Raw genomic sequence first — 25,019 nt, 5'->3', positions numbered from 1 at the left:
CCGGCCCGCGCGAGTGGGCTGTTCGAACCCGAGGAGTTGCAGTGACCCAGGCCCCCGAGCGGACCGACATTCTCGCCACCGCCCGCGATCAGGTGCTCGAGCGCGGTGAAGCGTTGTCGCAGGACCAGGTGCTCGAGGTGCTCCGGCTGGACGACGACAGGCTCGAGGACCTGTTGGCCCTGGCGCACGACGTACGGATGAAGTGGTGCGGTCCGGAGGTCGAGGTCGAAGGCATCATCAGCCTCAAGACCGGCGGCTGCCCCGAGGACTGCCACTTCTGCTCGCAGTCCGGACTGTTCCAGTCGCCCGTGCGCGCGGCCTGGCTGGACATCCCGAGTCTGGTCGAGGCGGCGAAGCAGACCGCCAAGACCGGTGCCACCGAGTTCTGCATCGTCGCCGCGGTCCGCGGCCCGGACGAGAAGCTGCTGGCCCAGGTCGCGGCCGGCATCGAGGCGATCCGCAACGAGGTCGACATCCAGATCGCGTGCTCGCTCGGCATGCTCACCCAGGAGCAGGTCGACCAGCTCGCCGCGATGGGGGTGCACCGCTACAACCACAACCTCGAAACCGCCGAGTCGTACTTCCCGAACGTCGTCACCACCCACACGTGGGACGAGCGCTGGGAGACGCTGCGAATGGTGCGCGAGGCGGGCATGGAGGTGTGCTGCGGCGGCATCCTCGGCATGGGGGAGAGCGTCGAGCAGCGCGCCGAGTTCGCGGCCAACCTCGCCGCCCTCGAGCCTGACGAGGTGCCGCTGAACTTCTTCAACCCGCGCCCCGGCACGCCCTTCGGCGACCTCGACGTATTGCCCGCGAGCGAGGCCCTCAAGGCGGTGGCCGCCTTCCGTCTCGCGCTGCCCCGCACGATCCTGCGTTTCGCCGGTGGACGCGAGATCACCCTCGGCGACCTCGGGGCCAAGCAGGGCATGCTCGGTGGCATCAACGCCGTCATCGTCGGCAACTACCTGACGACGCTGGGGCGTCCCGCCGAGAGCGATCTGGATCTGCTGGTGGATCTCGAGATGCCGATCAAGGCGCTCAATGCCACGCTCTGACGCCGTGAGTGAGACCGGCGCGACGGACGAGCGCTACAACCCGTTCACCGGGCACCGCGTCGTCGTCGGCCTCGATGACGCGGTCCCCGCTGCCGCGCAACTCGGACTCGAGCCGCCGCGGTTCTGTGAGCAGTGCGGCCGCCGGATGATCGTCCAGGTCAGCCCCGACGGCTGGTGGGCGAAGTGCTCGCGCCACGGCGTCCTCGACTCGACACTTCTCGGACGCAGGTAACGTCGCACGATGTGACGACATCTCCGCGCCCGCGTCGGCGTCTCGCCCTGCGGATCGTGTGGTGGCTCGCCGTCCTCGGCGCCGCAGCGGGTGTCGTGTGGGCGTTCCTGGCGCCGCCCGAGCGGATGCTCGTCGTCGCCGAGGACCGGGGCGTGGTGCTCACCACGGAGAGCCTGCACCGCTTCGATGCGATCGCGATCTTCGCCGGCATCGGTGTGGTTCTCGGGGTGCTGTCGGCCGTCGTGGTCTGGGGGATGCGCCGCACCCGGGGCCCGGCCGCTCTCGCTGCGCTGGTGGTCGGTTCCGGGATGGGCGCGGGCGTGGCGGCGCTCGTGGGGATGGGCGTCGCACAGTTGCGTTTTCCGGAGGTCGAATCCCCGGTGGTCGGTGACATCGTCGCCGCGGCACCGGGTCTGGTCACGCCGATCGTGTTGATCCTGCAGCCCCTCGCGGCCGCGCTGATCTACCTTCTGTTCGTGTCCCTGAGTCCGGACGACGATCTCGGGATCTCGGATCACGAGCCTGCCGCCGCCGAATCGGCGCCGGACGTCGCCGTCGAGCGTTAGCCACTCGCGGAGATCGTCCCGCGCGTTCGGATCGGGCCCGGTCGGGCGGGCCCCGGGATAGACTCCTCGGCATCCGCCGCCGGCACCGTTCCGGCTCGCCGTCCGGCCCTTCGCGAACAGCCCTGCCGGGGCGCGCGCTGTGGTGACGGAGCGCCATCACGCTGTGTTTCGACGGCAGGAGGTCGCGGCGATGTCGATGCTCGACACAACCACCCCACCCGATCCGGTCGCGCTGAGGGCGCGCCGATCATGAGCGCGGACACCGGAAACGAGAACACCGGCCCCATTGCCGGCGGTGGTGAAGGAGCCTTCCGGTTCCGGCCGTATCACCACCCCGCGGCCGGCTGGGGTGCTGCCAGGAGCGTCGGCCGCTTCCTCGCCCGGGAAGGGGAATTCGTCGACGGGCCGCGGGCGATCATGCGGATGAATCACGAGAACGAGGGCTTCGACTGCCCCGGATGCGCGTGGCCGGACGACCTCAAGGGCATTCACCTGGACATCTGCGAGAACGGGATCAAGCACGTCACCTGGGAGATGACCCACAAACGTGTCGACCGCGATTTCTTCGCGGCGCACCCGGTCGGCGAGCTGTCGGGCTGGAGCGACGCCGCCCTCGAGGACCGGGGCCGGCTCACCGAGCCCATGCGGTACGACCCGGACACCGACCGCTACGTCCCGATCACGTGGGCCGAGGCCTTCGAACTGGTCGGCCGAACGCTGCGTGAACTCGACGATCCCGATCAGGCCGCCTTCTACACGTCGGGCAGGCTCGGGAACGAGGCCACGTTCCTGTACCAACTCCTGGCCCGCGAACTCGGGACGAACAATCTGCCCGACTGCTCCAACATGTGTCACGAGGCGAGCGGCCGCGCACTCCACGCGTCACTGGGCACCGGCAAGGGGACTGTGGATCTGGAGGACTGGGAGGCCACGGACGCGCTGTTCATCATGGGCGTCAACGCGGCCTCCAACGCGCCGAGGATGCTGACCTCGCTTGTCGAGGCCTACAAGCGGGGCGCCCAGATCGTGCACATCAACCCTCTGGTCGAGGCCGCGGCGCGACGGGCGATCATCCCGCACGAGTTCACGGCGATGGCGGCGTTCCGATCCACCCCCACGAGCACCCTGAACCTGCAGCCACGGATCGGCGGCGACATGGCACTGCTCCGGGGGATGGCGAAGGTCGTCATCGACGAGGCCCGTACCGACCCGAAGGCACTCGACGCCGAGTTCATCGAGCGTCACACCACCGGGTTCGCGGCATACCGCGCCTTGTGCGAGGCGACGTCGTGGGAGGAGATCGAGCACCAGTCCGGTGTCGCTCGCGCCGACATCCGCAAGGCCGCGCGGGTCTACTGCGTGGCCGATCGCAGCATCTTCAGTTGGTGTCTGGGTATTACCCAGCACGACCACGGTGTCGACACCGTCCGCGAGATCGTCAACCTGTTGCTGCTGCGGGGAAACCTCGGTCGGGAAGGCGCCGGGCCCTCACCGGTGCGGGGCCACAGTAACGTCCAGGGCAACCGAACCTGCGGTATCGATCACCGTCCGACGCCGGAGTTCCTCGACCGGCTCACCGCGGTTTGCGAGATCGACCCGCCCCGACACCATGGACTGGACACCGTCGGGACCATCGAAGCGATGCACCGCGGCGACGTGAAGGTCTTCGTCGGCATGGGCGGGAACTTCGCGCTCGCCGCCCCCGATACCTCGTACACGTTCGCGGCACTGCAGAAGTGCCGGCTGACGGTTCACGTGAGCACCAAGCTCAACCGCAGCCACCTCGTTCACGGCCACGATGCGCTGATCCTGCCCTGCCTCGGTCGCACCGAGAAGGACCACCAGCGGGCGGGCATCCAGGCGACGTCGGTGGAGGACTCGATGAGCATGGTGCACCTGTCGATCGGAATGAAGCGACCCGCGTCCCCGCACCTGCTGTCCGAGCCGGCCATCGTCGCCGGCATCGCCCGCGCCGCCCTGCCCGACAGCGCCACGCCGTGGGAGCAATACGTCGAGGACTACGACCGGATCCGCGACACCATGTCCCACGTGCTCGACGGATTCGAGGACTTCAATCGCCGGGTCCGGCTGCCCCTGGGCTTCCGCATCCGCCAACCCGCCCGGGAACTGGTCTTCGAGACCCCCTCCGGCCGTGCCGAATTCTCCACTGCGACACTGCCGGACGTGGTCCCCGGTGCGGACCGACTGGTGCTCGGCACGATGCGCTCGCACGACCAGTGGAACACCACGATCTATTCCCACAGCGACCGCTATCGTGGTGTGAAGAACCTGCGCACCCTGATCTTCATGAACGCCGACGACATGCGCGCCCGCGGTATCGGTCCGTTCGACGACGTCGACATCACCAGCATCGCCCGCGACGGCAGCACGCGCTCCCTGCATCGCTACACCGCCATCCCCTACGACATTCCCCGCGGCAGCGCGCTCGGGTACATGCCCGAGATGAACGTGCTGTGCGCCATCGGCGACTACAGCACGCAGAGCGATCAGCCCCTCATGAAGAACGTCCGGGTCGTCGTGCGGGCGGCGTCGTGACCCGGCCGGCACGTTTGTAGTCGGCGGCATACGCGTCGACGTACTCCTGGCCCGAACAGCGTTGCAGGACACGCATCAACTCGTCCGTGGCGGCGCGGGTCGAGCGGGTCGCCGACCCGTCGGTGACTCCGACGGCGCTGCGGTGTCGAGTCAGGTCGACCGGTGGGCAGATCGTGATCCGTACCCGACCGGGGCGCCAGATGCGAGTGCCGGGCGGGTTCACGGTGTCCGTCCCGCGGACCACGACGGGAACGACGGGTGCCCCGGTCGCCAGCGCTACGCGCATCACGCCGGTCTTCCCGCGAAACAGCCGACCGTCGGGTGATCGGGTCCCCTCCGGATAGATGCCCCACACGCCGCCGGTCTCGAGGATGCCCCGCGCGGCCCGCAACGCGCTCTCCGCGGCGTCGGCACCGCCACGATCGATCGGGACCTGACCGGATGCGGTGAAGAACCAACGGAGGAACCTGCCCTTGACTCCCGTGCCGGTGAAGTACTCGCTCTTCGCGACGAAGGTGATACGGCGACGGATCAGCAGCACCAGGAAGAAGGAGTCCACGACCGCGAGATGGTTGCCCGCGAGGATCACGGGACCGCTCGCCGGGATGTGCTCCGCGCCCTCGATGATCGGTCGGCCCAGGACCCGAAGAACGGGTCCGATCAGCACGTACTTGAACAGTCGGTACCACATGTAGGCCTCCCGGTCCCTGCACCCCAAGTCGAGTAGACAGTGTCTACTCGCATGAGGTTAGCCGAATGATAGACACTGTCTACATGGAGAGGGTGCGATCGCTGCGCGACGAGTTGGTCTCTGCCGGTGTCGAACTGCTCGAGGCGGAGGGGACGGGCGGCGTCAGCCTGCGCGCGATCACGCGCCGGGCCGGGGTGTCGCACGGTGCGCCGCGGCGCTACTTCCCGACGCACAACGCGCTGCTCGCTGCGATCGCCGTCGAGGGCTTCTCCGATCTGACGGCGCGGCTGCGCCCGGCGCTCGACGGATCCGACGCCCCCGCACGTGATCGACTCATGGTCCTCGGGATCGCGTATGTCGAGTTCGCCCGCGACCGGCCGGCGATGTTCGAACTCATGTTCCGGCACGACCTGCTCGAGGGTGCGGGGGAGAACCTGCGCGGGACGACGCTGCCGCTCTTCGCCACACTGCGCGCGCTCGTCGGCGAGGCGTCGAGCGGTGCCGGCGCGGGCGATCGTGCACTCGCAATCTGGGTGTCGCTGCACGGAACCGCCGTCCTCGTGGCGAACCGGAGCCTGCAACTCGTGGCCGAGGGCGTCGGGCTCGACGATCTGGTCGCGCGGGTGATCGGTGCGCACCTGGTCCGGTCGGGCGGAGGCATCGAGTCGGACGGCTAGATCGCGCCGAGCGAACCTGGGCGTCGCGGCGTCGTCGCGACCGCTGCCTCCCAGGTAGGTGGCACACTCGGACGCGAAGGGGGTACGAAAGTGGGAGCGTGGCTTCGCCGAGGACCCCCTCCACATGGGCTCGACATCTTTTCGGATGTTGCCCTAGGGGTACCGGTCCGCGGTGAATGCACTCGCGTGGGCGGCGAGGTGGTCGTGGAGCCGTGTCACGGCCGGAGTGGGGCGGTAGTTGCCGGTCACGAGCCCGATGCTTCGATCGGGTACTCCCCGTAGTGGGAGCGCCACGAGGCCCGGGCGCGGTGATTCGGCGGCCGGTAGTGCAGCTACGCCGAGTCCGTGCGCGACGAGAGCGCGGATCGTCTCGAACTCGGTGATCTCGAACGACACCCGCGGCACGAATCCTATTCGTGCGCAGGATGAGTCGAGAATCCTGCGAAGGTGGAACGACGGCGGGTTGGCGATGAAGGGCTCGTCCGAGAGTTCGGCGAGTTCGACGCGCTTACGGGAAGCGAGTGGGTGGTCGCCAGCCACGTGCAGGAGAATGCGCTGGTGTCCGAGCGCAGTGGCGGGTAGGTCGTCGGGGCAGGGGATCATCACCGCCAGGTCCAGGCGGCCGTCGCGCATCATCGCGGCGAGGGCGGCGCCGTGGTCCTGCACCAGGTGCAGGCGGATCCGCGGCGCGGTGGTGTGGAAGTCGGCGAGCAGGGACGGGATGCTCACGGGGCCGAGCGTCAGCGGGAAACCGAATCGCACGAGCCCGCTCTCGGGATCCGCATTGCTGCGCACCGCCGCGACTGCGTCGTCGAGTGCCCGGACGAGTCCGTGGGTCCGCTCGAACAGATCTCGCCCCTGCGGTGTGAGGGCGATTCGGCGCCCCGCCGGCTGGAACAGTTGTACCCCGAGCGTTTTCTCGAGGGTCTTCAGGCGTCTGCTGAGCGACGACTGCGGCACGCCGAGGAGTTCGGATGCGCGGGTCACGTGCCCTTCCTCCGCGGCCGCGTCGAAGGCCGCGAGCAGGGGTGCGACCGCGTCGATCTCGCCGGACATCGAATCATCCATATTCGGATCATAAAGTCACCAGATCATCATTGGACGGATGAGTTGCGCGCAGGCAACCTTGCTGGCACACCGGCGAGGAGAGGGGCACGGCATGGTTCACGCGCACTGTGGGGGAGCGGACGCCGGGAAGGGAGACGAGGTTCTCGACGTGATCCTTGTCGGCGGCGGCGTCATGTCCGCGACTCTCGGTGCACTACTGGCGAAGTTGCAGCCGGACTGGTCGATCGCACTGCTCGAGCGCCTCGGGGAACTGGCGGGCGAGAGCTCGAACGCATGGAACAACGCCGGGACCGGTCATTCCGGGCTGTGTGAACTCAACTACATGCCCGATGCCGGCGATCCCACCCAGGCCGAGGACATCGGCCGTCGATTCCACCTCTCACGTCAGTTCTGGGCGTCGCTCGTCGAGAACGGTGAAATACACGACCCCGCATCGTTCATCAATCCCACGCCGCACATGGATGTCGTGTTCGGTGAACGTGACATCGCCTATCTACGTGAGCGATTCGAGACGTTGCGGCACTTGCCGTTGTTCTCGGCGATGGAGTACACCGAGGACCCCGGGACCGTCCGAGAGTGGGCGCCGCTGTTGATGGACGGCCGAAGCGATGCCGAGGCGGTCGCGGCGACGCGGTACGAGGGCGGGAGCGACATCGACTTCGGGGCGCTCACCCACGCGCTCGTGCGTGTGATGACGAGCGCTGGAACGCGGGTGCGCATGCGGCACGAGGTGACGAACCTCGCGCGCGGATCGGACGGCATCTGGATCGTCACCGGGTGTGATCGCGAGACAGGGCACCGTTTCCGGATCAGGTCGCGATTCGTCTTCGTCGGTGCCGGTGGGTATGCGCTGAAGCTGCTGCAGAAGGCGCGGATCCCGGAGGTGCGCGGATACGCGGTCTTCCCGCTCGGCGCCCAGTTCCTGCACACCGGCAACCCTGCGGTGGTCGGCCGGCACGACGCGAAGGTGTACGGCCAGGCCGCGATCGGGGCACCGCCGATGTCGGTGCCCCACCTCGACAAGCGCGTCGTCGACGGCCGGCCCTCACTGATGTTCGGCCCATATGCCACCTTCAGTACGCGGCTTCTCCAGCGCGGCAGGTTGACCGACCTGTTCACCACCGTCCGCTTCCGGAATGTCGCGGTGCTCCTGGCGGTGGGAATCCAGAACCTTCCGCTCGTGCGCTATCTCGTCGCCGAGCTGTTCGCCTCGCGTCGACGGAAGTTCGTGCAGCTGCGGCGCTTCTACCCCGGAGCCGATCCGGCGGACTGGACCGTGGTGCAGGCCGGGCAGCGCGCCCAGCTCGTCAAGCCGGATCCGCGCCGGATCGGCGTGCTGACGTTCGGAACTGAGGTGGTCGTCGGAGCGGACGGAACGATCGCCGGGTTGCTCGGTGCGTCGCCCGGTGCTTCGGTCGCGCCGCCACTCATGGCCGAGGTCCTGGACAGATGCTTCCCGGAGAAACGCCCGGAGTGGGAGCCTGTACTGCGGATGCTGATGCCCGGCCTGGGCAATGCCGGCCGCGACCAGCGGGAGGTCGACCGCAACCTCGAGCGCACGGGTCGCTCGCTGCGTCTGGTGCGGCGATCGGGATGACGATTCGTCGGACGAGGGCCGCGTGCGTCAATCGGGAGGGATTGTGTCGGCGAACAGATTCTCGACCTCGTTCAGGTCCAGGCCCGTTGCCTCGGCGATTTCGTCCAATGGGTGACCGGCTCTGCACAGCTCGACCGCGCGGGAGCGCGGACCGTCGAGCCACCCGAGTCGAATCAGCAACTGCTCCGCCTCGCAACGGAGTTCGGCCCGCTGGTCCCGGGACCACGGCACGGACCGCGACAGCGACGCCTTTCCGATCCGCGCGCGGAGTAGTTCCCCGAGCGCCTCGCGTAGTTGCGCCGTGGTGAGTCCATCCACCTCTTCCTCCGTCACGCACAGGTCGACCAGCATCGCCGGCTCGGAGCGTTCGTAGCGTGTGAAGGACCGGCGGTCGCAGTTCGCGGGTAGACATCTCAGACACACCACGAGGGTCCCGGGGACCGCCGGGGTCGTAGCGGCGAAGGCGTCTGCGGCCTCCTGCAACTCGTTCGCCAGCGCGTACACGTCCCCGATCGAGCCGGTATCCGACGTGACGGCGAGTTCCATCCGCCCGACGCTACCGGAGCGTGACGTGCGCGGCGCCAGTGTGCGGGAGCCTCGGCCGAATAGACGGCTTCACTGAACTTTTCGAGAGGGATCGGCCGCCCCTCGGGCACGCGCAGCGCGCCGCTGTCGGCGAGGTGGAGTGTCCGGTCGATCGTTGCGGCCGTCCGGGCCCTGGGTGTGTCGGTGAACCAGCGGAACAGCCAGAACCCCCGGACGGTCTTGGTTTCGTAGATCAATGAGCGCGCGAAGATCGGGATGGTGAGTTTGTCGGGATCAGTTTGGCGGTGTGTGGACAGCGCTCCGTAGACGACCAGCTCACCGTCCGGCGTCAGCGCCCGTGACACGTCCGCACCTACCTGACCGCTGACGCAGTCGATCGCCTTGGACACGCCGTCGTGGCCCGCTATGTCGGCAATCCGTTCGCGCAGGTCCTCGTCTTCCGTGCAGATCACGGCGGTGCCCCCCAGCGCCAGGATGTCGTGGACGGCGGATCGACGGCGGACCACGTTGAGAGTCTTGAATCCGACGTGTGCTCCGAGTTGGATGACCGACTGGCCCACGGTTGATCCGGCCGCCGTCTGCAGGAGCCATTCACCCGGTCGAACATCGAGTTCATCACCGGTCAAGATCACAGCGGTGAGCGGATTGGTGAGTATCTGAGCGGCTGTGGAATTGCTCATGCCGACGGGAACAGGCAAGACCCGCTCGGCATCGGCAACGACATACTCCTGCCACGTGCCCGTTACTCCGACCGTGATGACACGTTGCCCGACGGCCAGACCGTCTGCGCCGCTACCGAGTTCGTCGATCACACCGACAGATTCGATTCCGGGTACGGCGGGGAACTCCGGGGTGAAGCCGTATCGGCCGCGGATGGTGTGCAGATCGCTGGCATGGACAGGTGCAGCTGCCACCCGGATTCGGACCTCGCCGGGACCGGGCTCCGGAATCGGGCGGGCCTGCAGGTGCAGAACCTCGGAAGGTTCGCCTGACGTGTCGGCAACGACAGACCGCATGGTTGGCATCTTGGTGCTCCCTCGGTCGGATTCAGATCTCGCACGGTTCCGTGTGCAAAGAGGCGGCGTCGCCATTTCACGGCCGAGATTCGAATCGCGGCCCGATTCCAGCCCACTAGCCCCAAGGCTGCCACCTCGGCGGAGTTGTCGGGTGGGATATCTGGTGTTTCCAGTCGCCGGAAGCGAAGGGCCGACTGTTCGACGGGCGTCCCAACTCTGGCTGCTGGGCTTCCTGTCGGGCCACCCACCGAGAGGCTAGGTCAGACACGTGGGGGAGGCCTTGCCCGTGCGCCGATAGAGGCCACTGCTGGCGTCAGCGGGTCCAGAAGTCCTGCGGTCGGTGGCCGGGCGTGAACCCGTAGTACTCGACCATTGCCACGGCTTCGGGGAAGTTGTCGGCGAGTGCTTCCGGAACGTGGGCGTCGCTGCCGAAGGTGACGGCGCGGCCGCCTTCCTCGCTCCACCACTGGGGAATCCACGGCCGCAGACGGCGGGTGTTGATCTCGAGGGCTCGTCCGCTGTCGGCGACAGCTCGCATGGCGGCCCGGAATCCTCCCTCGAAATGGTGGGGGTCGAAGGGGCCGGTGGTCACGGTCGGCCAGGCCCGGGCGGCGTAGTCGATGTGGCAGAACACCTCGAACTCATCTGATCCTGCGACCATCCGCGGGATTTCGTCGAGGTAGGCGTTGATCACGTCGTCCGGGTGCCACCTCCGGAAGAGGGTGTTCGGCTCGTAACGGTCCTCGCCGACGTTCAGTGTGTGCAGGGAGCCGTTGACACGGTCGATGGAGGACAGGTCGACGAGTTTCGCGGCGTGTTCGGCGTGCAGATGGGGTTGGCCGAACTCGACTCCGGTGAGAATCCTCAGATCGGGGAAGCGATGACGGCATCGGTCGATGCTGTCGAGGTAGCCGGCGATGTCGAGGGGTGGGGGCCGCAGGTATCCGTTCGAGTCGAGCAGTGACTGTTGGTGGGGGAGTAAGTCTTCGGGTTCGGTACGCCAGGTGTTGTCGAAGTCGAAGTGCTCGGTGAACACCACGGCCGGGAGACCGATCGCGAGGGCGCGTTCGCACATGAGGTTCATGCGGCCGGCGGCGGCGGACGATGCGCCGCCGGTGTCCCAGGACCATTCGGTGTGGACATGGCTGTCGGCGGGGAGATGGGAAGGCACGAGGACTCCTGAAACGGCGATGGGTGCAGGGGTGGCCCCCGGACCGCTATCGAACTCGGGATCTACCTCGGCGACTGCGCGCTGTGGGCCCCGTGACCGAGAAAGGGTCCGGGGCAGTCAAATCGGCGCAGGCACGCGTGCACGCGTCGAGCATACAGAGGAAATGGTCGGCGCTTGCACCGATTCGGGCGCGGGGTTTGTTGTGCTTTGGTCCGGCATGTCCCAGTCGGCGTACGCGCCGGAACCACCACATTGTTCGCCGCCCTCGATGTGGCCTCTGGCAAGGTGATCGGCGCGCTGCCGCACGCAGCACCGCGACGCTAGCAGCTGGATGGCCTGCAGCTGCGCCACACGCGGCGGACACCGCACCTACGAATGCCGAACCTGCGGCGTCATCCCTTACATCCCCGACCACGACGAACTCCTGGCGGCGGCGGTGCGAGTTGAATCGCAGCCCATCGATGGTCGACGGAGGGCCCGGGTACAAAGCGATGCCGTTCCCGTCCTCACCGCCGCAATGGGGGGGGGGCGTTCCCGGCGTCGTGCTAGCGGAGTCCGCGGCGTGCAGCCTCCAGGATAGCGTCCCGGCGGGAGTGCACACCGAGCTTCCGGTACAGGCTCTTGAGTTGGGATTTGACGGTGTTCGGGGAGACGAACAGCGATTCGGCGATCTCCGCAACGCTGCCGCCGCGGGCGACGCCGTCGAGCACGACGGCCTCACGCTCGGTCAGGGTTACCGGCGGTGCGGGACGTGGGTACGGTCCGTCGGCCCACTCGGCAAGTTTGTCCGCGAAAGGAATCGCGGCCTCGCCCGCGCTCAGCACCCTGCGGATCGCGGGCGGCACAGTCAACAGTGGTCGCACCAGGCCACTGTCTCGAGACATCGCCGTTGCTCGGTTCCATGCGGTCCCGGCGTCGTTGTCGCGACCCTGCTCGTGCGCGAGCGTCGCGGCGATTGACAGCGCCTCGAGGCGGACCCGGGTCTCGCTGACATGACGCCTGGTCAGAGGCGTGCAGAACGCGGCCGCGGCCGCGTGGTCGCCGGTAGACATGGCTGCCCTCGCCGCGGCCAGCCGCATCATCGGGTGCATCGGCCCGTCTGCCAGTCGGGCGTGGTCGAGCACCCACGTCGCCTGACCCGCCGCCGTCTGTAGGTCCATCGCAGCCGCAGCCAGTAGTGGGCCCGCAGCGGCAGCCGGCCCGAGTAGGCGCCGGAACCGGTGGCGGCTCCTTTCCACCCGGTCGAGGCCGACCTCGGATCGGCCCCGGATCAGGTCGAGTTGACTGCGCACGTACACGACGAACGCCCAGAGTTCGTCGAGTTCGTCGTCGAGTTCGTCCAGTTCATCCAGTGCGGCTTCAGCAGCAGGGACATCCAGTCGATCGAGTTGTTCCAGCGCCCGCGCAACGATCGCCGGACGTTCGACCAACGCTCGGATCCAGCCCGCCCGCTCCCCGAACCTGTCCTCCTGCCGGAGCCAGTGTGCCGCCCGCTCGGGCTCACCTTGTACCGCGTGGTGCAGCGCCAGATGACCGGCGGCTTGACGTGACGCGAAGTTGCCAGGATCGCCGATGCCGCAGTCGACGGCTCGGGTGAGGAGTTCGACCGTCCGCCCGTCCCCGCCGCGAAGCTGGCTGGCCAGCCCGAGGTGCATCCAGACCGAGGAGATCCAGCGCCGATCCAGGCCACGGGATTCGCCGCCTACCCGGTTCGCGAGTGTCACCAGTGCGTCGCGGTCACGCACGGCCTCGTCGTAGTCACCGTTCCAGCGCTGAACGCACAGGCGCAGTGTGCCGGTGAGGAGCGCCAGTTCGGCCGGGGCGCGCTCAGCGATCTCGGTAACGGAGATGTCCGGCAGCGGCCCGCACACCGGGCCCGGACTTCCTGCCGTCAGGCCGACTCCGGCGACGAGCAGGCGCGCGTACTGGACGGCAGGGTTCGCCCGTACCTCTGATTCCGGCAGTGCGTCCACCGCACGGACCAGCACTCCCAGCCCGGTGGTGACGATGGTGGGCCACTCGGTGGCGAGGATGGCGATCAGCAGATCCCAGTCCTGAGCGTCGGTCGCGTGTCGGAGTGCCTCGACAGGATCGCCGCGGTCGGCGAACCAGCGTGCGAGGGTCGCCGACGCCAGGCGCGGGGGCGTCGCAGCGTCCCGCTCCACGATCCGCAGTACGGATCTGCGGAGCGCTGGGGGCCACGTCCAGTATGGGTCCGGTGCCCCTGGCATCCGTCGCAACAGCCCGGCGCGTTCGAGGCTGCCGAGGGTATCTGCGACGTCATCGACCCCCAACAGTTCCAGCGCATCGGGGAACGGCCGCCGCAGCACCGCCAGCGTGCGAGCCATGTCGCCGATATCCGGTTCCTCGAGCAGCATGTTCTCGACATACCTGTCGATCTGCTCCTGTACTGCCAGGTTGGCGCGTTCCCGCTCGAAGTCCAGGTCGCTACCGAAGGCTCGGACCACGCCCTCGGCGATCGCAACCAGCGCAGGGTGGCCTCCGGTGATCCGCCACAGGTCCCGTGCCGTCCGCTCCGGGGACGACACGGCGCGGCGTGCGAGCAGATCGGCGACCTCCGCCTCGGTGAACTCCAGTTCCGCCGCGGTGACAACCGTCAGGTTCGGGGTGGGTAAACGTAAGGAATCCAACAGGGTGCTCTCGCGAATCGACATCACGACGCGCAACCCGCGATGCGCCGCGCGGATCGAATGCAGCCGCTCCCAGGTGGTCGCGTCGCGCAACCGATCTGGGCGGTCCAGGACGAGCACGTCGGTGTCCATGTTCACCCGCGCCGTGAGGTCCGACCAGTACTGTTCCGTGGCCGTGCCAGGATCGGGAACCTCAACTCGGATCACGGTGCGGTCCGGTTGCGCCGCCAGCCACGTCTCGACAAGTGTCGTCTTCCCGTACCCACGGGGACCCCACAGCACGATCTGCGGTGCCTCGTCGAGCCTGGGGAGCAACCGGGATCGCCCCCAGGGCAAACCGACAGGTGCCATCCTCATCCCCCTCTGGACCCCATGATGCCCGAACTTGGCTACAGACATCTTGTACTAAGCGGGCACCCGCCGACCGTGAGAACGGCCACCCGTGGAGCGGTTCCAGGCAGTATTTGGCGTCTTGAGGCGCGTTGAAGGCTCCAATGTCGACGTCGAGCGTGAGGGGGTCGCGGTCCGGGGTCCTCGAGCATGATGCGTTGGTCCCGAGGTTCGATCCGGTTTGACACAAGGTGAAGTCCCTGCGTGACGTGTCGTTCCTCTTGCAGGCAAGGGTCGGCACCAGCACTGACCCGGATGCGAGTGGACGGTGCCTCTCCGACGTCGGCACGAACTGTCCTGTTACCAGGCCGGAACACCACACAACACTGAACAGGGCCCTGCCTTGCTTGCCTTCCGTGCGACAGGATTGGCCGGCATCGAATCGCGGAATGAAGCGGCTTGGGTCGACATTGGGTTGAAGTGGCAGGGCACAGGCTATGTCCGGGGCAAGGAGCAGGCGATCAGTGCACTCGATCCGTATCGCGTCCTCGACGACGATTGGCTGAAGGCGTTCCTCATGTGGGAGGGCCAGCGATGGAGCTTCCCCACGAGCAGCTACGAGCGTGTCGCTCTGCGAGAGCTTTTCGATGATCGCCACCTTCACGATAGTGAATTGGGCTGGCTCAACGATCAGTACGAGTTCAGGCGCGACTGCCCCATTTTGGTTGACTCGTGGGGTTGAGTGGTTCGGGCCGCGTGTGCGGTCTGGTTGATTGTCTCAACCTCGATTGGTGTTCATGTACGAACTTCCGCGACCGGAATTGAATACCCCTGTCGGAGCGGACAATCGTTCCGGCCGGTGTCGCGTTGATCGACAGCGTTGCGTAGCGCTGCCGCCGCCAACGACGCTCTCATTCGGGAGTTGATGGAGTATCCGACGATCTTGTTCGAGTGCACATCCTTGATCGCGCGGAGGGCGAGCTTGCCTTCGTCGGTCCGGTGCTCTGTGGGGGCACCTCCCTGCACGAAGTGCTTGGGGGAATGTCGGTCAGCCAGACCTCGTTGGGCCGCTTAGCGGCGATCTGGCGGTCGACGAGGTCGTCGTGGACCGGCGGACCGGCCTTTCTGTTCAGGCCTCGCTTCTGCGAGAACACCGACCAGATGCGCTCCTGTGAGCACAGCCTGGCGACACGGTTCTCGCCGGCGGCGATTCCGTCGCTGGGCAGTTCGTCGGCGATGAATCGGTAGCCGGACGCGTGGTCGTCGGCATGTATGGCACGAGCGGTGTTGATCAGGTGAGCGTCGTCCCAATTACGTTGCGTGACCGGGTCTTTCTTCCATCTGTAGAAAGCTTGGGTGGAAATTTCGAGAACCCGGCAGGTCACCGTGACGGGCACTCCGTCAGCAGCGAGGTCGAGGACCAGCGGGTACATCATTTTGGGTTGACGTCCCGGGACAGATTGGCGACAGCGCGACGCATGACCTCGGCTTCTTGCTCGAGGAGTTTGATCCGTTTGCGGGCTTCCCTCAGCTCTACCGACTCGTCTGAGCCGGACGATTTTCCGCCGGCGTTGACACGTCCGACCCGAGTTCGAGGTGTAGCCCACGCGTCTACGACCTAGGTCGTAGACGGGTCGAGCCTCAGGGTGGATGTGCCGGTGTCGACCGGCTTCTAGTGTTCCGTGGCATGACTTCACGACCCCTCTCTTTCTCGACCCCCGTGATACGCCTCTCCTTGACGACGGCGGCAGTCCTGGCACTGATCGCGCTGGCTACTCTTCCGGTGCGTGAGAATCTCTACCTCGCTATCGCCGGTACGGCGTCCGACTCGAGCCTGCTTCGAGGGTTGGCCGGCCCAATTGCCTCCCGAGGGTTGTTGGTTCTCGTGGCCCTGGCCGCAGTGGTCGCGGTGTGGTCCTGGCTGCGGGATCGGACCGCGTTCTGGCGGCTCGCTGCCGGAGGGATCGGCGTAGTCGTCGCCTACTTGCTCAGCGAAGTGATCAAGCTGATCGTGACCGAGGAGCGGCCCTGCCGCGTCCTCGATGTAGACACGGTCAAGTCTTGCCCCGAAGTCGGCGACTGGTCGTGGCCGTCCAACCACTCCGTCATCGCGGCCGCGTTCGCCACCGCCTGCATCATCGCGCTACCACGCACGGCCTGGTTCGCGGTCCCAGTTGCTGTTCTCATCGGGTTCTCCCGCGTGGCCGCGGGCGTGCACTACACCCATGACGTCGCCAGCGGCCTCGCTTTGGGAACCGCAGTCGTGGCTCTGGTCGCTGTTGCCCTGCAACCAGTCGTAAGTCGGCTGCCTGAATCTTTGGTAACCAGTAATCCCGTCGCCCATGGACGTCGTTGACCTTCGGGTACGCGCTGGGGAAGCCTCCGGCCAGCCGGGCGCCAATCACGACGTACCGCCTTGCCCCGCAGCCGGGGAACTTCGCTACGCCCCGGAAAGAAGGTCTCGGCGACGAGCCCACGTTGTTCGATCCGCTGTACACAACCTCATGAGATGGAACACCTACGGGATCGGGTGATGTCACGATCGTTTCCATGAACTCCACAGATTTGGTCGGACTGGTCGCGGGCCTGTCAGGCGGCTCGGTACTGCTGATCGCCCTTGCACTGGCCATGCCGAGAGTTGCCGGGGATGAACCGAATTCGCTGATCGGGATACGAACGGCCGCGACGATGTCCACGCCTGAGGCGTGGCAGCTGGCGCACCGGGTCGCGGCGCCTGAACTGCGACGTACCGCCCGTGCGGGCGGGTTGGGGCTGTGCGCGCAGGCGGTGACCGCGCTGGTGTGGGGCCCGGTGTCGGTGGGCTCGGCGATCGCCGCTGCGGCTGTCTTCGCGGTGATAACCATCATGCTGATCGACGCCGCCCGACGAGGCGATCGCGCGGCCCGACAAGCGCAGGCAACGGACACGAACCGAACGAGGGGGCTTCCCTGATGACCGTCTACTTCCTGATCGCCGTGCCGATCCTTGCCGTCGGCGCGGCTGATCGCCACGGGCGGAATGCGGGCGGATCTACTCGAGGCCCGGGGCCTCCCGGCAGGCAAGTACCGCACCCGCTGGGAATTCGGGATCGGCGTCGCACCCTCGCGTGCGTGCTGACGACCATCGGGTCCCTCACCTCCGGCATCCCCGGCTGGATGAAGGCTGTGTCAGCGCTCGTTCTGCTGGCCGCCATCCGACCAAAGGCAGCCAGCCGCACCGCCGACTGACCCACCCGCCACAAAGAACCCCGGCCTTGCGCGAGGGAACCTACGCCGCCAAGGCCGCCGTATCGGAGTGTGGGGCGCAGCGTTGTGGGCATGGGGCACGGTATATCGTCCGTGGCCTGAGCCGGGGGACATATTCCGCCCGGGCCGGCGAGACGTGATCGGGGTTCGCGTGAGGGGAGCGGCATGGTTGCCGGCGGTTCTCGCCGCGGCCGGTCTTGTTCTCGTGCTGGTCGGGTTTGGTGCTATGTCGTTCCTGGGTTTGGGCAGTTCGGCGACCGATCTTTGTGTCAGCGTCCAGGACTCGGTCAGCGATGGAGGCCCCGTCTATAAGGCAACGCGCTTGTGGCTGCCTGTGGTTGGCGCGAGCTGTACGTACGCCGAGTCCAGCGATCAACATGTTCAGCGGTTCGTGTTCGACTGGTCGGCTTCAGTTACTGCTCTCGCGGGTTGGGCGCTGACGGTGGTCTCTGCGGTATGGGCTCACCGGCGGGGATACCACCGATGAAAGTGCGGGAGCGTCCTGTCAGCTGGCGAGGGTTGGTATGTGGTGGTGGGTCATGGGGTTATCGCGCTTTGTCGTTGTCGGGCGGCGTCGGTAGCCCCCCAGATTTGGCGGGTGTCTCCGTCGCTGAACGACACTCCGACTCCTTCGATTCCCCAGTTCACGATGCGGATCGTGCCGGAACGGTCGGAGCGGGATATTGCGCCGCTGTTGCCGATCGCTTGAACTGGTGTGGTGCCCCAGTCGTCGGGTAAGCAGATGGTGATGCCTTCGGCGTTGCAGTTGTGAAGCGAGGGTTGGTCGAGCTGGTCTACGGGGATTTCGTCTCGCACATCGCAGCGGGGTAGATCATTGCCACCTGGAGTGATTGGCATGTGGGGCGTGGTGTCTGTGCAGCCTGCGAGAAGTATTGCCAGGGCCGGCGCTGCCAGCGCCAGTGCCTGAATGAGTGTCGGCGGTGTGGCACGCATTCGGATCATGCCGGGCACTTTTCCAGACGGTTAGGTCTTCGCGGCCTTGCTGGTGTGTGGTGTGGCATCTCGTGCGCTGACCGGGGTGTGTGTCAGGCCCGCCGGCGGCGGGTCCCGGGAACGGCGATCCTGTCGTTGGAACCGGCCGCAGTCGCCGCCGCTACCAGAAGGGACGTCCGCCGATGACAGTGTCTCGTGGAACCGACACCTGCCGAAGACCCATTCGACGAGGTCGAGGACATGTCGGGTTCGACGTCGGTCCGTAGTTTCTGCACCCGCCGGTGCGCGGATCTCTTGCAGCGGCCACGGAACACGACGCGCGCGGTCTCGGCACCGTCGGAGTCGTCGGCGGGGCGGTCGATGATCGCCCAGTCCGGCCCGATGTTCAGGCCTGGAACCGCTAGCTAGCTGACACGGGTTGGACGTCCTTGATTGACCCACTTCTGGTGGGCTTTCACCTCGCGATCGAAGATGAAGGAAAGCTCGTCACTGGACCTTCGAATCAGAGCGACGCCGAGCATGTCCACAGGCTTGTAGAAAGGCAGCGTGTAGGGGGGATCGATAGCGGGTAGCAAGCTCTCCTCATTGAGAGGTTGTTGGGGAAGTGCGACCCATTCATCCTCGCTGACTCCGAGAAGGGTTTCGCCTTTCAGGAAGACGAACCGCATTGCTAGCGTGATGTTGTCGCTGAATGCCGATCGCTTGTCGATGAAGAGGGCGAGGGCTTCGCGTTCCGCGATGGCAAGTCCATCGCGTGTGTAGAGATGTCCCTTCAGTTCGGGCACGTCGTCGATGACGAACTCTAGGTCCATCGCCGCCGCCTGATGAACCAGCCAACCCTGGAATCGCTCATTGTTCTGAGCCTGACGATACTCCGGCATCTCGCGAGTCGGAGTTACCTTTTTCTCTTGTCCCACAGCTAGTTCACCTCGATGCAGCGGTAGATGAACCTGTCGGGAAATTCTTTCCAAGCGCATCCAGCTGAGCGAGTTGACCGGGAGACAGGGGCGTCTTCAAGTTGTATGTCACTTTCCAGCCGAGATCCACTGCTGCGGCGTCCTTTCGGTACTGGGCTACCCAGCCATCTTCCTCATCGATTGCGAGCTGCCGCTTCTCGTGAGCATCGATACCGATCACAAGGCCCGTGAACACATTCTGCCTGGGGCGATCGGTCGCAGCCGCCGCATCTGGGCAGCCCCGACAGACTGTTGGGTCGCTGACCCGACAGGCCTGTTCCGTTGCGACAACGACGATGGCCCACTCCACGTCGACGACCTCCCCGTCACGGCAGCCGCAGTCCTGGGCGAGAGCCTCTTCGCGTGCCACGCATCGGGACGATGGAGATTGCACCAACCCGGCAGTAACCCGATCCAGATCGACGCTCCCGATGGCCGAATGCTACTGTGCACCAGCGACTCCGACAGCGTAGGAGTGCACCATCCTCCCGACGAAACCGCGCGAAACGGAGGCCTTCCGCTGCCCGTGCCCAACACGTACACGGGCACCCGTCGCCAATTCTGGATGTTCACCCTCCTTGACAGTGGCACCCTCGAACCCGCCAGCAGGACACCGGTGTACACAACTCGACCCAGTGTGACGATCGACGACGCCGGAACCGCACGGATCACAGCCGATGGCGTGCGATCGATACCCACCATCAGCATGCAGTGGCCACCGGTGCTCGACGTCGCAGCCCTTCTCGACGACGCCGCCGCACCGCATACCTGACCCGCCGGGCGCGACTTGGTCCCAAACTGGCCAGTTGTTGCGCTTGCCCTGATCATCAACGTTGAAAACGATGACACTCGGAATCGAAGGATTGCCCGCCGCTGACAGGCACGTCCCTGCCGGTCACTACTCCACCGTGGCCGCGGTACACGGCTCAATCGACTGCCGGTCGACGCTCTTCCCGTTGCCCTCTCGTGCATCCGCTTCCATAGGTGGAATGGGTCTCGCTAGTGTCGAGTGATGACGGAGTGGATCGAGGTTCTTCAAGCGCTGACCGCAGGCCCCGAACTGCCGCTGCGCGGCACGATTCGGGCGGTGCACCCGGAGGGGCACACCGAGGACTTCGCGACCGTAGGGCGGACGTTTCTGATTGCTGTGGGTGATGGTAGCCGGGTGTGGCGCCGCGGTGCACGATTGCGAGTCGAGCGCGAGGACGGAACACTCGTCTTCATTACGGATGGGTCGAACGCGTGGGACTTCACGCGGGATCCGGAGCGGCCGAGAGTCGGGTCCGCCGACCAGGTGCAGTACCTGGGAGACAGCCAGTTCCTGCTTCGTCGCCGCAGCGCATCGGAATGGTCGAGCGACGACTTCGCGCAGCCAGTCGGTCCGGTCGAGGAGGTCGAGTTCGTGGGCCGGCGCTGCTGGACGGTCGAGTTGGCGCCACCTCCACGGAAGCCGTACCCGTTGCGAATCTGGGTAGACATCGAGACGGGACAGATGCTCGGCGAACGGGTCGAGCAGGCGGGGTTGGGGGCGCAGTTCGTCGACCTTCTCGTTGGCCAGCACATCGATGAGGAGATGTTCGTCTGGACCGGCCCGGTGCTCACCGCTGAAGAAGAACAGCAGATGTACCGCGACCGCCGCATCGCGCTCGAACGTGAGCAGACGAAGTGGTTCCGCGATGTAGTCACCGATTCACCTATTCGGACACGGGTGCCGTTGGACTTCACGCCCGATCGGGTGCCGTCCCAAGATCCGGAGACCGGGGCATTCGACGCGACGAACGACCGGACGATGCTCTCACGCCGCCCGCGAAGCACCGAGGGGTGGGATCCGCAGTGGGGTGCGCGGTGCTACGTTTGGTCGACGCCAAAGTGGGACTGGGCCGCCGGAGCCCTCCACACCGACCTCGACGACGAGGCGATCGCTCATCTTCAGCAGACGCTGCACCCGGGTGAGCCAGTGGATCGGCAACGCCGTATCGATAATCCCAGGCGGAGCCGGTCCGGCCGGCGATAGCGAAATCGCCGACGCTGGCGCTTCTTCGCCACTGGTGAACGACCGACTTTCGTGTGGCGTGGTCGAGTGCGTGCCGATGCGCAGACATCCCCGACGCACGTCACTCCGTCGTGGCTCCGTATCGGGCGAAGAGGGTGTCGAAGAACTCGGTGAGTAACGGGAGTGCGTGCTGTTTGGTGCGGAGTTCGTAAGCGCCGAAGCGGAACACGTCGTATCCGCACAACTTCGTGTCGCGGTCGGCCCGGACGTTGTCTGCGTATCTTGCGGGCGAGCGTGACCGCGGTCGTCGGTGTAATGCTGCTTACCGTCTACTTCGAGGACGATGCGATGGCCCGGTAGCAGTAGGAGAAAATCCATTCGGAAGTTGAGGAGGGCGGCGGTCCCGCGTTGCGACACGGTCTTGTGGTCCCAGTGCAGCCATACCTCGGGCAGTAGGGCCGGCAGGTCCGGGATCGATGCCTGGAAGATGTGGTGGTAGGCCAGGAACAGGTTCTGCTGGGGTGGAGAGTTGTCCGGCAGGCTGCGAAGAAGGCGGGCGTAGAGCGCCTTCTTGACTTCGGTATCGCTCTGGTCGGGGTGGGTCCGGCTCCACCAGATCTGCAGATCGCGCCAGCGGAGTCCGCGATCCCCGATGGGTTCGTCGTATACGAGGACGTCCGCTTCGGAGTCGAGGATTTCGATGTCGTTGTCGAGTGCATCGCTGAGTCGGAGATCGGGCTTCTTCGACGGGGCGAAGATGAGATTCTTCGGCCGCCGGGCCGGGGCGTCGCCGACACGGCAGAGGCGGAAGACGGGATATCCACGTCGCTCGTAGTCGCCCGGAGCTCGAGCTGGACCTCGTGTAGGTGGGGGTTGATGGTTGCCAGAACTGCACGTTGGTTCGGTTCGTGAACCAGTACCTCGTGAGAGACAAGGCCCTCGAGGAACAATCCGAACCGTCGATCGGATGCATCAAACGCACCGAGCTCGTCGAACAGCTTCTCGGCTGACCAATCGCCGGGGTTACGGAACACGTGGCGTTCGATCCGTTGCCGCAACGGTGGCTCTCCGAACGTCGGCGTCCCCCCGAAGATGCCGAGGAATGATACCCCGCCGAGTACCCACAGCCGGTCCAGCATTCGGGTGAAGCGTTCCGCGTCGACCACGAGTGTGCCGAGGTCCAGATCAGCGGCTATTTCCCGTCGAGTTCGCTTCTGGATCAGTGGGAAATCCCGCCCTGCCCACAGCGCGTCCTCGATGGCGTTGCGGTCGGCGGCATCGGAGAGGCCACTGGACAGGAGGGCTTTCGCAACTCGTTCGAGATCGCAATCATCGAGACCCGGGGATGTTCCCTGGCCACTTCTCGCCCCCGTCGCCGCAGAGCTTCACACCGCCTCGATCAGGAACGGTCCCCGATGGTTTCGACCCGGTGGCAGTCGTGACGTGCGATTTCGTCTCGGGCCGAACCTACTTCGGCGCGGACGGGCAGAATCCCGCCGGGACGGCATTGGTCGTGAACGAAGTACGGCGCGAGGGCGACCTCGGCGAGCTGCTGGGCGCATTGGACGCACGCTCGGATCCACAGGCGTGGGGGTTCGAGGCGTGGTGGGGTGGCAAACCAGGCCGAGGACCGACCGATGACCGCTGTACTCCCGGCACGACATGTCCGCTGATGTGGCTGGTCGACCGGGATGGTCGAGCCATCCGCCCGTCGTTTCCAGTCAACCGCTCCGGAGCGCCCAAGGTTGATGGCCACTACGCCATCGCCAGTCTGCTCACTGTCAGCCACATCGAACACCGTCTGGACGTGCCGGCACTCTCACGCTGATTCGACCGCTGCACGTTTCCACCCCCCTTCCCGGGCTGTCCTGTTTGACGATGGACGAGCAAGAGGTTGTCGCTGTTAGCGTCGCTTGCCATGACGACATTCGTGGTCGAGCCGACAACCGCTGACGTCGACGGTGTTGTTGACCTACTGCAACTCGCTGTGGGTGGATCAGATCCCGAGCGAACCAAGCGTGCCCGCACGAGCCATCTAGCCGGCCAGGCGAAGCTGGCGGCAGCGTCCTCAGAGGTCCGCCTCGTCGGGATCGTCGGATACCGACAGACTGACTATCCGGATACCTACGGCAGAACCGAGCTGCTTCATATCGCGACGAATCGGCGTTGGCAACGGAAAGGTGTGGGCGCCGCGATGATCCGGTGGGTTGAAGCCCAGTACCCCGGGGACCCGATCGAAGCTCAGACGGATCGCGAAGCAGTCGGGTTCTATCGGTCGATTGGATTCAGCACCACATCGCTCGGCGAGCTGCATCCCGGGGTTGAGCGCTTCCGAGTGGCCTTGCGGCCCGCGTTGCTCGCTGACCCTCACTGGCCTGGTTGGAGCTGCCCTGTTTGACGACCGGCCGACGGGACGAGCTCCACCAGACTTGATGAACCTTCGCCACATATCGTGAGGCCGCTGGCGGAGGTGGCGTCGGCGCCTCGGCGTCGACCTGTCCGCGTGGGCAGTTCCAGCGAGCTCGACGCGGATTCCATCGTCAAATCCGGATTTCAGTCGCGGTAGGAAGGCGGCCGCACCGTCAGTTCGGCAGAGACACCCACCTACTCGAAGCAATCGCCGGCAGCTCTGGCGCCTTCCGCCGTGATCGCACCTAGCGGGATTCCAACTAGGCCGCCAAGCGGAGGATTCATTTGGCCGCCGCCGATTTGGTTGATGCAAAAGGAGATTCAGATGGAGAGAAAGGTGGCGGTGCGCTCGGTCCAGGTCCTGACGTCGTCCACCGAAGTCGATATGTGCAAATTCGAATCCGAGATGAGGTGGTTGAGCTTCCTGGCAGTCGAGATCGGATGCAATGGGTCGGTGTCCCATGCCAGGATCATGGTCGGATGTCCAAGTGTCGCTATGGCCTCGGGTGCAGGTAGATCAGACAGTCCGACGCCTCTGAGAACCGGAGCGAGCAGCCAGTCCGGGACGTCGGGGGTGAAGTTGAACTCTGGATAGTCCGTGAAAATGGCCGGCGGATCGCTGTGCGCCCATCGATCAAGCCACACGTCCGGCCCCGCGGATTCAATCGTGTCAGCGGCGTCGAAGTACCATTGCCGCGCCGAATTCGGACCGCTCTCCCAGGCGACGGGTGGGATCATCAGCACCAGACGACGAAATCTGTGGGGTGCGGCGATCGCAGACCGCAGTGCCACGTCACAGCCCAGTGACGAGCCGATGAAATCCACCGGTTCGTCGAAGCCGACGAAATCCATCAGCCCGAGGAGATCTCGGCTGAAGTTCTCAAAACGGTAGTCGTCGACAACCGGGCGCCCCGTCGAGAAACCATGGCCTCGTTGGTCATAGGTCAGCAATCTGCGCCCGTGGGCCGCACCGTCGATATCGAACAAGTTCAGACCACGAACGGCTGAACGGCTGAGTAGAACGCCGTGCGCATATCCCACCGGGGCGCCGGTGCCAGCGAGTTGGTAAGCGATCTGTGCGCCTTGCCTTCTGAAACACATGTCCGTCGACACGTCGACCATCCTCCGGGATACGTGTACGGGGTATGGGTGCATAGTCTAGTTACACCAGCATCAGAATGCACCCCTTCGAGCCAACGCTCGCCCCCAGCCATCGGGCGTAGCGTCCCTTCCAATGCACCTCTCGATGAGCTGCCGCCCCGTGCTGGGTAGTTCTTCAGACTGGCGCGTGCCTGGCGTTGGATCT

24 protein-coding genes and 1 pseudogene are annotated in these 25,019 nt (G+C 65.9%); 14 read left to right on the top strand and 11 right to left on the bottom strand.

The features are described 5' to 3' along the window. The first annotated feature begins 41 nt into the window (after nt 1–41). The 4 genes from bioB (at nt 42) to AC1RIF_RS22385 (ending at nt 4,409) form a co-directional block, all read left to right on the top strand. A complete protein-coding gene (bioB, locus tag AC1RIF_RS22400; RefSeq protein ID WP_492603576.1) occupies nt 42–1,055 on the top strand; it encodes a biotin synthase BioB in 1,014 nt (337 codons plus the stop codon). Then, entirely contained in the window at nt 1,042–1,287 is a 246-nt protein-coding gene (gene bsaP / locus AC1RIF_RS22395) for a biotin synthase auxiliary protein BsaP (protein WP_492603575.1), read from the top strand. The genes bioB and bsaP overlap by 14 nt, the downstream gene beginning before the upstream one ends. 11 nt (nt 1,288–1,298) lie before the next feature. Beyond that, a complete protein-coding gene (locus AC1RIF_RS22390; RefSeq protein ID WP_492603574.1) occupies nt 1,299–1,853 on the top strand; it encodes a DUF2567 domain-containing protein in 555 nt (184 codons plus the stop codon). Nucleotides 1,854–2,102: 249 nt separating this feature from the next. Further along, the gene (locus tag AC1RIF_RS22385) at nt 2,103–4,409 is read left to right on the top strand and encodes an FdhF/YdeP family oxidoreductase (protein ID WP_492603573.1); all 2,307 of its coding nucleotides are present in this window, start codon (nt 2,103–2,105) and stop codon (nt 4,407–4,409) included. On the opposite strand, the gene AC1RIF_RS22380 is transcribed toward AC1RIF_RS22385, so the two are convergent. Next, on the bottom strand, nt 4,369–5,100 hold the full coding sequence (locus tag AC1RIF_RS22380) for a lysophospholipid acyltransferase family protein (RefSeq protein WP_492603572.1): 732 nt from the start codon (nt 5,098–5,100) through the stop codon (nt 4,369–4,371). The genes AC1RIF_RS22385 and AC1RIF_RS22380 overlap by 41 nt on opposite strands. 83 nt (nt 5,101–5,183) lie before the next feature. On the opposite strand from AC1RIF_RS22380, the gene AC1RIF_RS22375 reads away from it, so the two are divergent. Continuing rightward, nucleotides 5,184–5,777, top strand: coding sequence for a TetR/AcrR family transcriptional regulator (locus AC1RIF_RS22375; RefSeq protein ID WP_492603571.1), 594 nt, complete (start codon nt 5,184–5,186; stop codon nt 5,775–5,777). A gap of 153 nt (nt 5,778–5,930) precedes the next feature. On the opposite strand, the gene AC1RIF_RS22370 is transcribed toward AC1RIF_RS22375, so the two are convergent. Further along, nucleotides 5,931–6,845 (bottom strand): LysR family transcriptional regulator, encoded by a 915-nt coding sequence (locus AC1RIF_RS22370; protein WP_492603570.1) that lies wholly within the window; start codon nt 6,843–6,845, stop codon nt 5,931–5,933. Nucleotides 6,846–6,936: 91 nt separating this feature from the next. Between AC1RIF_RS22370 and mqo the strand changes: the two genes are divergently transcribed. Beyond that, nucleotides 6,937–8,442: a malate dehydrogenase (quinone) gene (gene mqo, locus AC1RIF_RS22365; protein ID WP_492603569.1), complete on the top strand. Its 1,506-nt coding sequence runs from the start codon at nt 6,937–6,939 to the stop codon at nt 8,440–8,442. A gap of 27 nt (nt 8,443–8,469) precedes the next feature. Here the strand turns inward: mqo and AC1RIF_RS22360 are convergent, their stop codons facing one another. From AC1RIF_RS22360 to AC1RIF_RS22345, 4 genes are all read right to left on the bottom strand, one after another. After that, a complete protein-coding gene (locus AC1RIF_RS22360; RefSeq protein WP_492603568.1) occupies nt 8,470–8,946 on the bottom strand; it encodes an Imm44 family immunity protein in 477 nt (158 codons plus the stop codon). Then, complete coding sequence (locus tag AC1RIF_RS22355) at nt 8,856–10,004, bottom strand: zinc-dependent alcohol dehydrogenase family protein (protein WP_492603567.1); 1,149 nt, start codon at nt 10,002–10,004, stop codon at nt 8,856–8,858. Before AC1RIF_RS22355 ends, AC1RIF_RS22360 begins: the two co-directional genes overlap by 91 nt. A 313-nt stretch (nt 10,005–10,317) precedes the next feature. Then, entirely contained in the window at nt 10,318–11,175 is an 858-nt protein-coding gene (locus AC1RIF_RS22350; RefSeq protein WP_492603566.1) for a PHP domain-containing protein, read from the bottom strand. A gap of 545 nt (nt 11,176–11,720) precedes the next feature. Next, entirely contained in the window at nt 11,721–14,177 is a 2,457-nt protein-coding gene (locus AC1RIF_RS22345) for a LuxR C-terminal-related transcriptional regulator (protein ID WP_492603565.1), read from the bottom strand. 382 nt (nt 14,178–14,559) lie between these two features. On the opposite strand from AC1RIF_RS22345, the gene AC1RIF_RS22340 reads away from it, so the two are divergent. Further along, the gene (locus tag AC1RIF_RS22340) at nt 14,560–14,898 is read left to right on the top strand and encodes a hypothetical protein (protein WP_492603690.1); all 339 of its coding nucleotides are present in this window, start codon (nt 14,560–14,562) and stop codon (nt 14,896–14,898) included. A gap of 55 nt (nt 14,899–14,953) precedes the next feature. Here the strand turns inward: AC1RIF_RS22340 and AC1RIF_RS22335 are convergent. Then, a pseudogene (locus tag AC1RIF_RS22335) lies at nt 14,954–15,693 on the bottom strand (IS3 family transposase); the annotation flags it as partial. Between the two features lie 150 nt (nt 15,694–15,843). Between AC1RIF_RS22335 and AC1RIF_RS22330 the strand changes: the two are divergent. The 3 genes from AC1RIF_RS22330 to AC1RIF_RS22320 all read left to right on the top strand — a co-directional run bounded on the left by AC1RIF_RS22330 (nt 15,844) and on the right by AC1RIF_RS22320 (nt 17,383). Further along, complete coding sequence (locus AC1RIF_RS22330; protein ID WP_492603564.1) at nt 15,844–16,512, top strand: phosphatase PAP2 family protein; 669 nt, start codon at nt 15,844–15,846, stop codon at nt 16,510–16,512. Between the two features lie 194 nt (nt 16,513–16,706). Continuing rightward, nucleotides 16,707–17,108 (top strand): SdpI family protein, encoded by a 402-nt coding sequence (locus tag AC1RIF_RS22325; protein ID WP_492603563.1) that lies wholly within the window; start codon nt 16,707–16,709, stop codon nt 17,106–17,108. Next, on the top strand, nt 17,108–17,383 hold the full coding sequence (locus tag AC1RIF_RS22320; protein WP_492603562.1) for a hypothetical protein: 276 nt from the start codon (nt 17,108–17,110) through the stop codon (nt 17,381–17,383). The genes AC1RIF_RS22325 and AC1RIF_RS22320 overlap by 1 nt, the downstream gene beginning before the upstream one ends. Before the next feature lie 1,376 nt (nt 17,384–18,759). Here the strand turns inward: AC1RIF_RS22320 and AC1RIF_RS22315 are convergent. Together AC1RIF_RS22315 and AC1RIF_RS22310 are read right to left on the bottom strand one after the other, a co-directional pair. Then, nucleotides 18,760–19,272 carry a hypothetical protein gene (locus AC1RIF_RS22315; RefSeq protein ID WP_492603561.1) on the bottom strand — a complete coding sequence of 171 codons (513 nt, stop codon included), beginning with the start codon at nt 19,270–19,272 and terminating at the stop codon, nt 18,760–18,762. 7 nt (nt 19,273–19,279) lie between these two features. After that, complete coding sequence (locus AC1RIF_RS22310; RefSeq protein ID WP_492603560.1) at nt 19,280–19,681, bottom strand: hypothetical protein; 402 nt, start codon at nt 19,679–19,681, stop codon at nt 19,280–19,282. 267 nt (nt 19,682–19,948) lie between these two features. Between AC1RIF_RS22310 and AC1RIF_RS22305 the strand changes: the two genes are divergently transcribed. Continuing rightward, entirely contained in the window at nt 19,949–20,083 is a 135-nt protein-coding gene (locus AC1RIF_RS22305) for a hypothetical protein (protein WP_492603559.1), read from the top strand. 240 nt (nt 20,084–20,323) lie between these two features. After that, nucleotides 20,324–21,325, top strand: a complete 1,002-nt coding sequence (locus AC1RIF_RS22300; protein WP_492603558.1) for an ethanolamine-phosphate cytidylyltransferase — start codon at nt 20,324–20,326, stop codon at nt 21,323–21,325. A gap of 308 nt (nt 21,326–21,633) precedes the next feature. Here the strand turns inward: AC1RIF_RS22300 and AC1RIF_RS22295 are convergent, their stop codons facing one another. Then, nucleotides 21,634–22,470: an AbiJ-related protein gene (locus AC1RIF_RS22295; RefSeq protein WP_492603557.1), complete on the bottom strand. Its 837-nt coding sequence runs from the start codon at nt 22,468–22,470 to the stop codon at nt 21,634–21,636. Nucleotides 22,471–22,733: 263 nt separating this feature from the next. On the opposite strand from AC1RIF_RS22295, the gene AC1RIF_RS22290 reads away from it, so the two are divergent. Continuing rightward, nucleotides 22,734–23,132, top strand: coding sequence for a hypothetical protein (locus tag AC1RIF_RS22290; RefSeq protein ID WP_492603556.1), 399 nt, complete (start codon nt 22,734–22,736; stop codon nt 23,130–23,132). 90 nt (nt 23,133–23,222) lie between these two features. After that, the gene (locus AC1RIF_RS22285; RefSeq protein WP_492603555.1) at nt 23,223–23,702 is read left to right on the top strand and encodes a GNAT family N-acetyltransferase; all 480 of its coding nucleotides are present in this window, start codon (nt 23,223–23,225) and stop codon (nt 23,700–23,702) included. A 332-nt stretch (nt 23,703–24,034) separates the two neighbouring features. Here the strand turns inward: AC1RIF_RS22285 and AC1RIF_RS22280 are convergent, their stop codons facing one another. Beyond that, entirely contained in the window at nt 24,035–24,826 is a 792-nt protein-coding gene (locus tag AC1RIF_RS22280; RefSeq protein ID WP_492603554.1) for an alpha/beta fold hydrolase, read from the bottom strand. Nucleotides 24,827–25,019: the final 193 nt, after the last annotated feature.

The organism is Prescottella sp. GW823-FHT02E09, from assembly GCF_058797375.1.
This window is presented reverse-complemented; position numbering and strand designations above follow the sequence as displayed.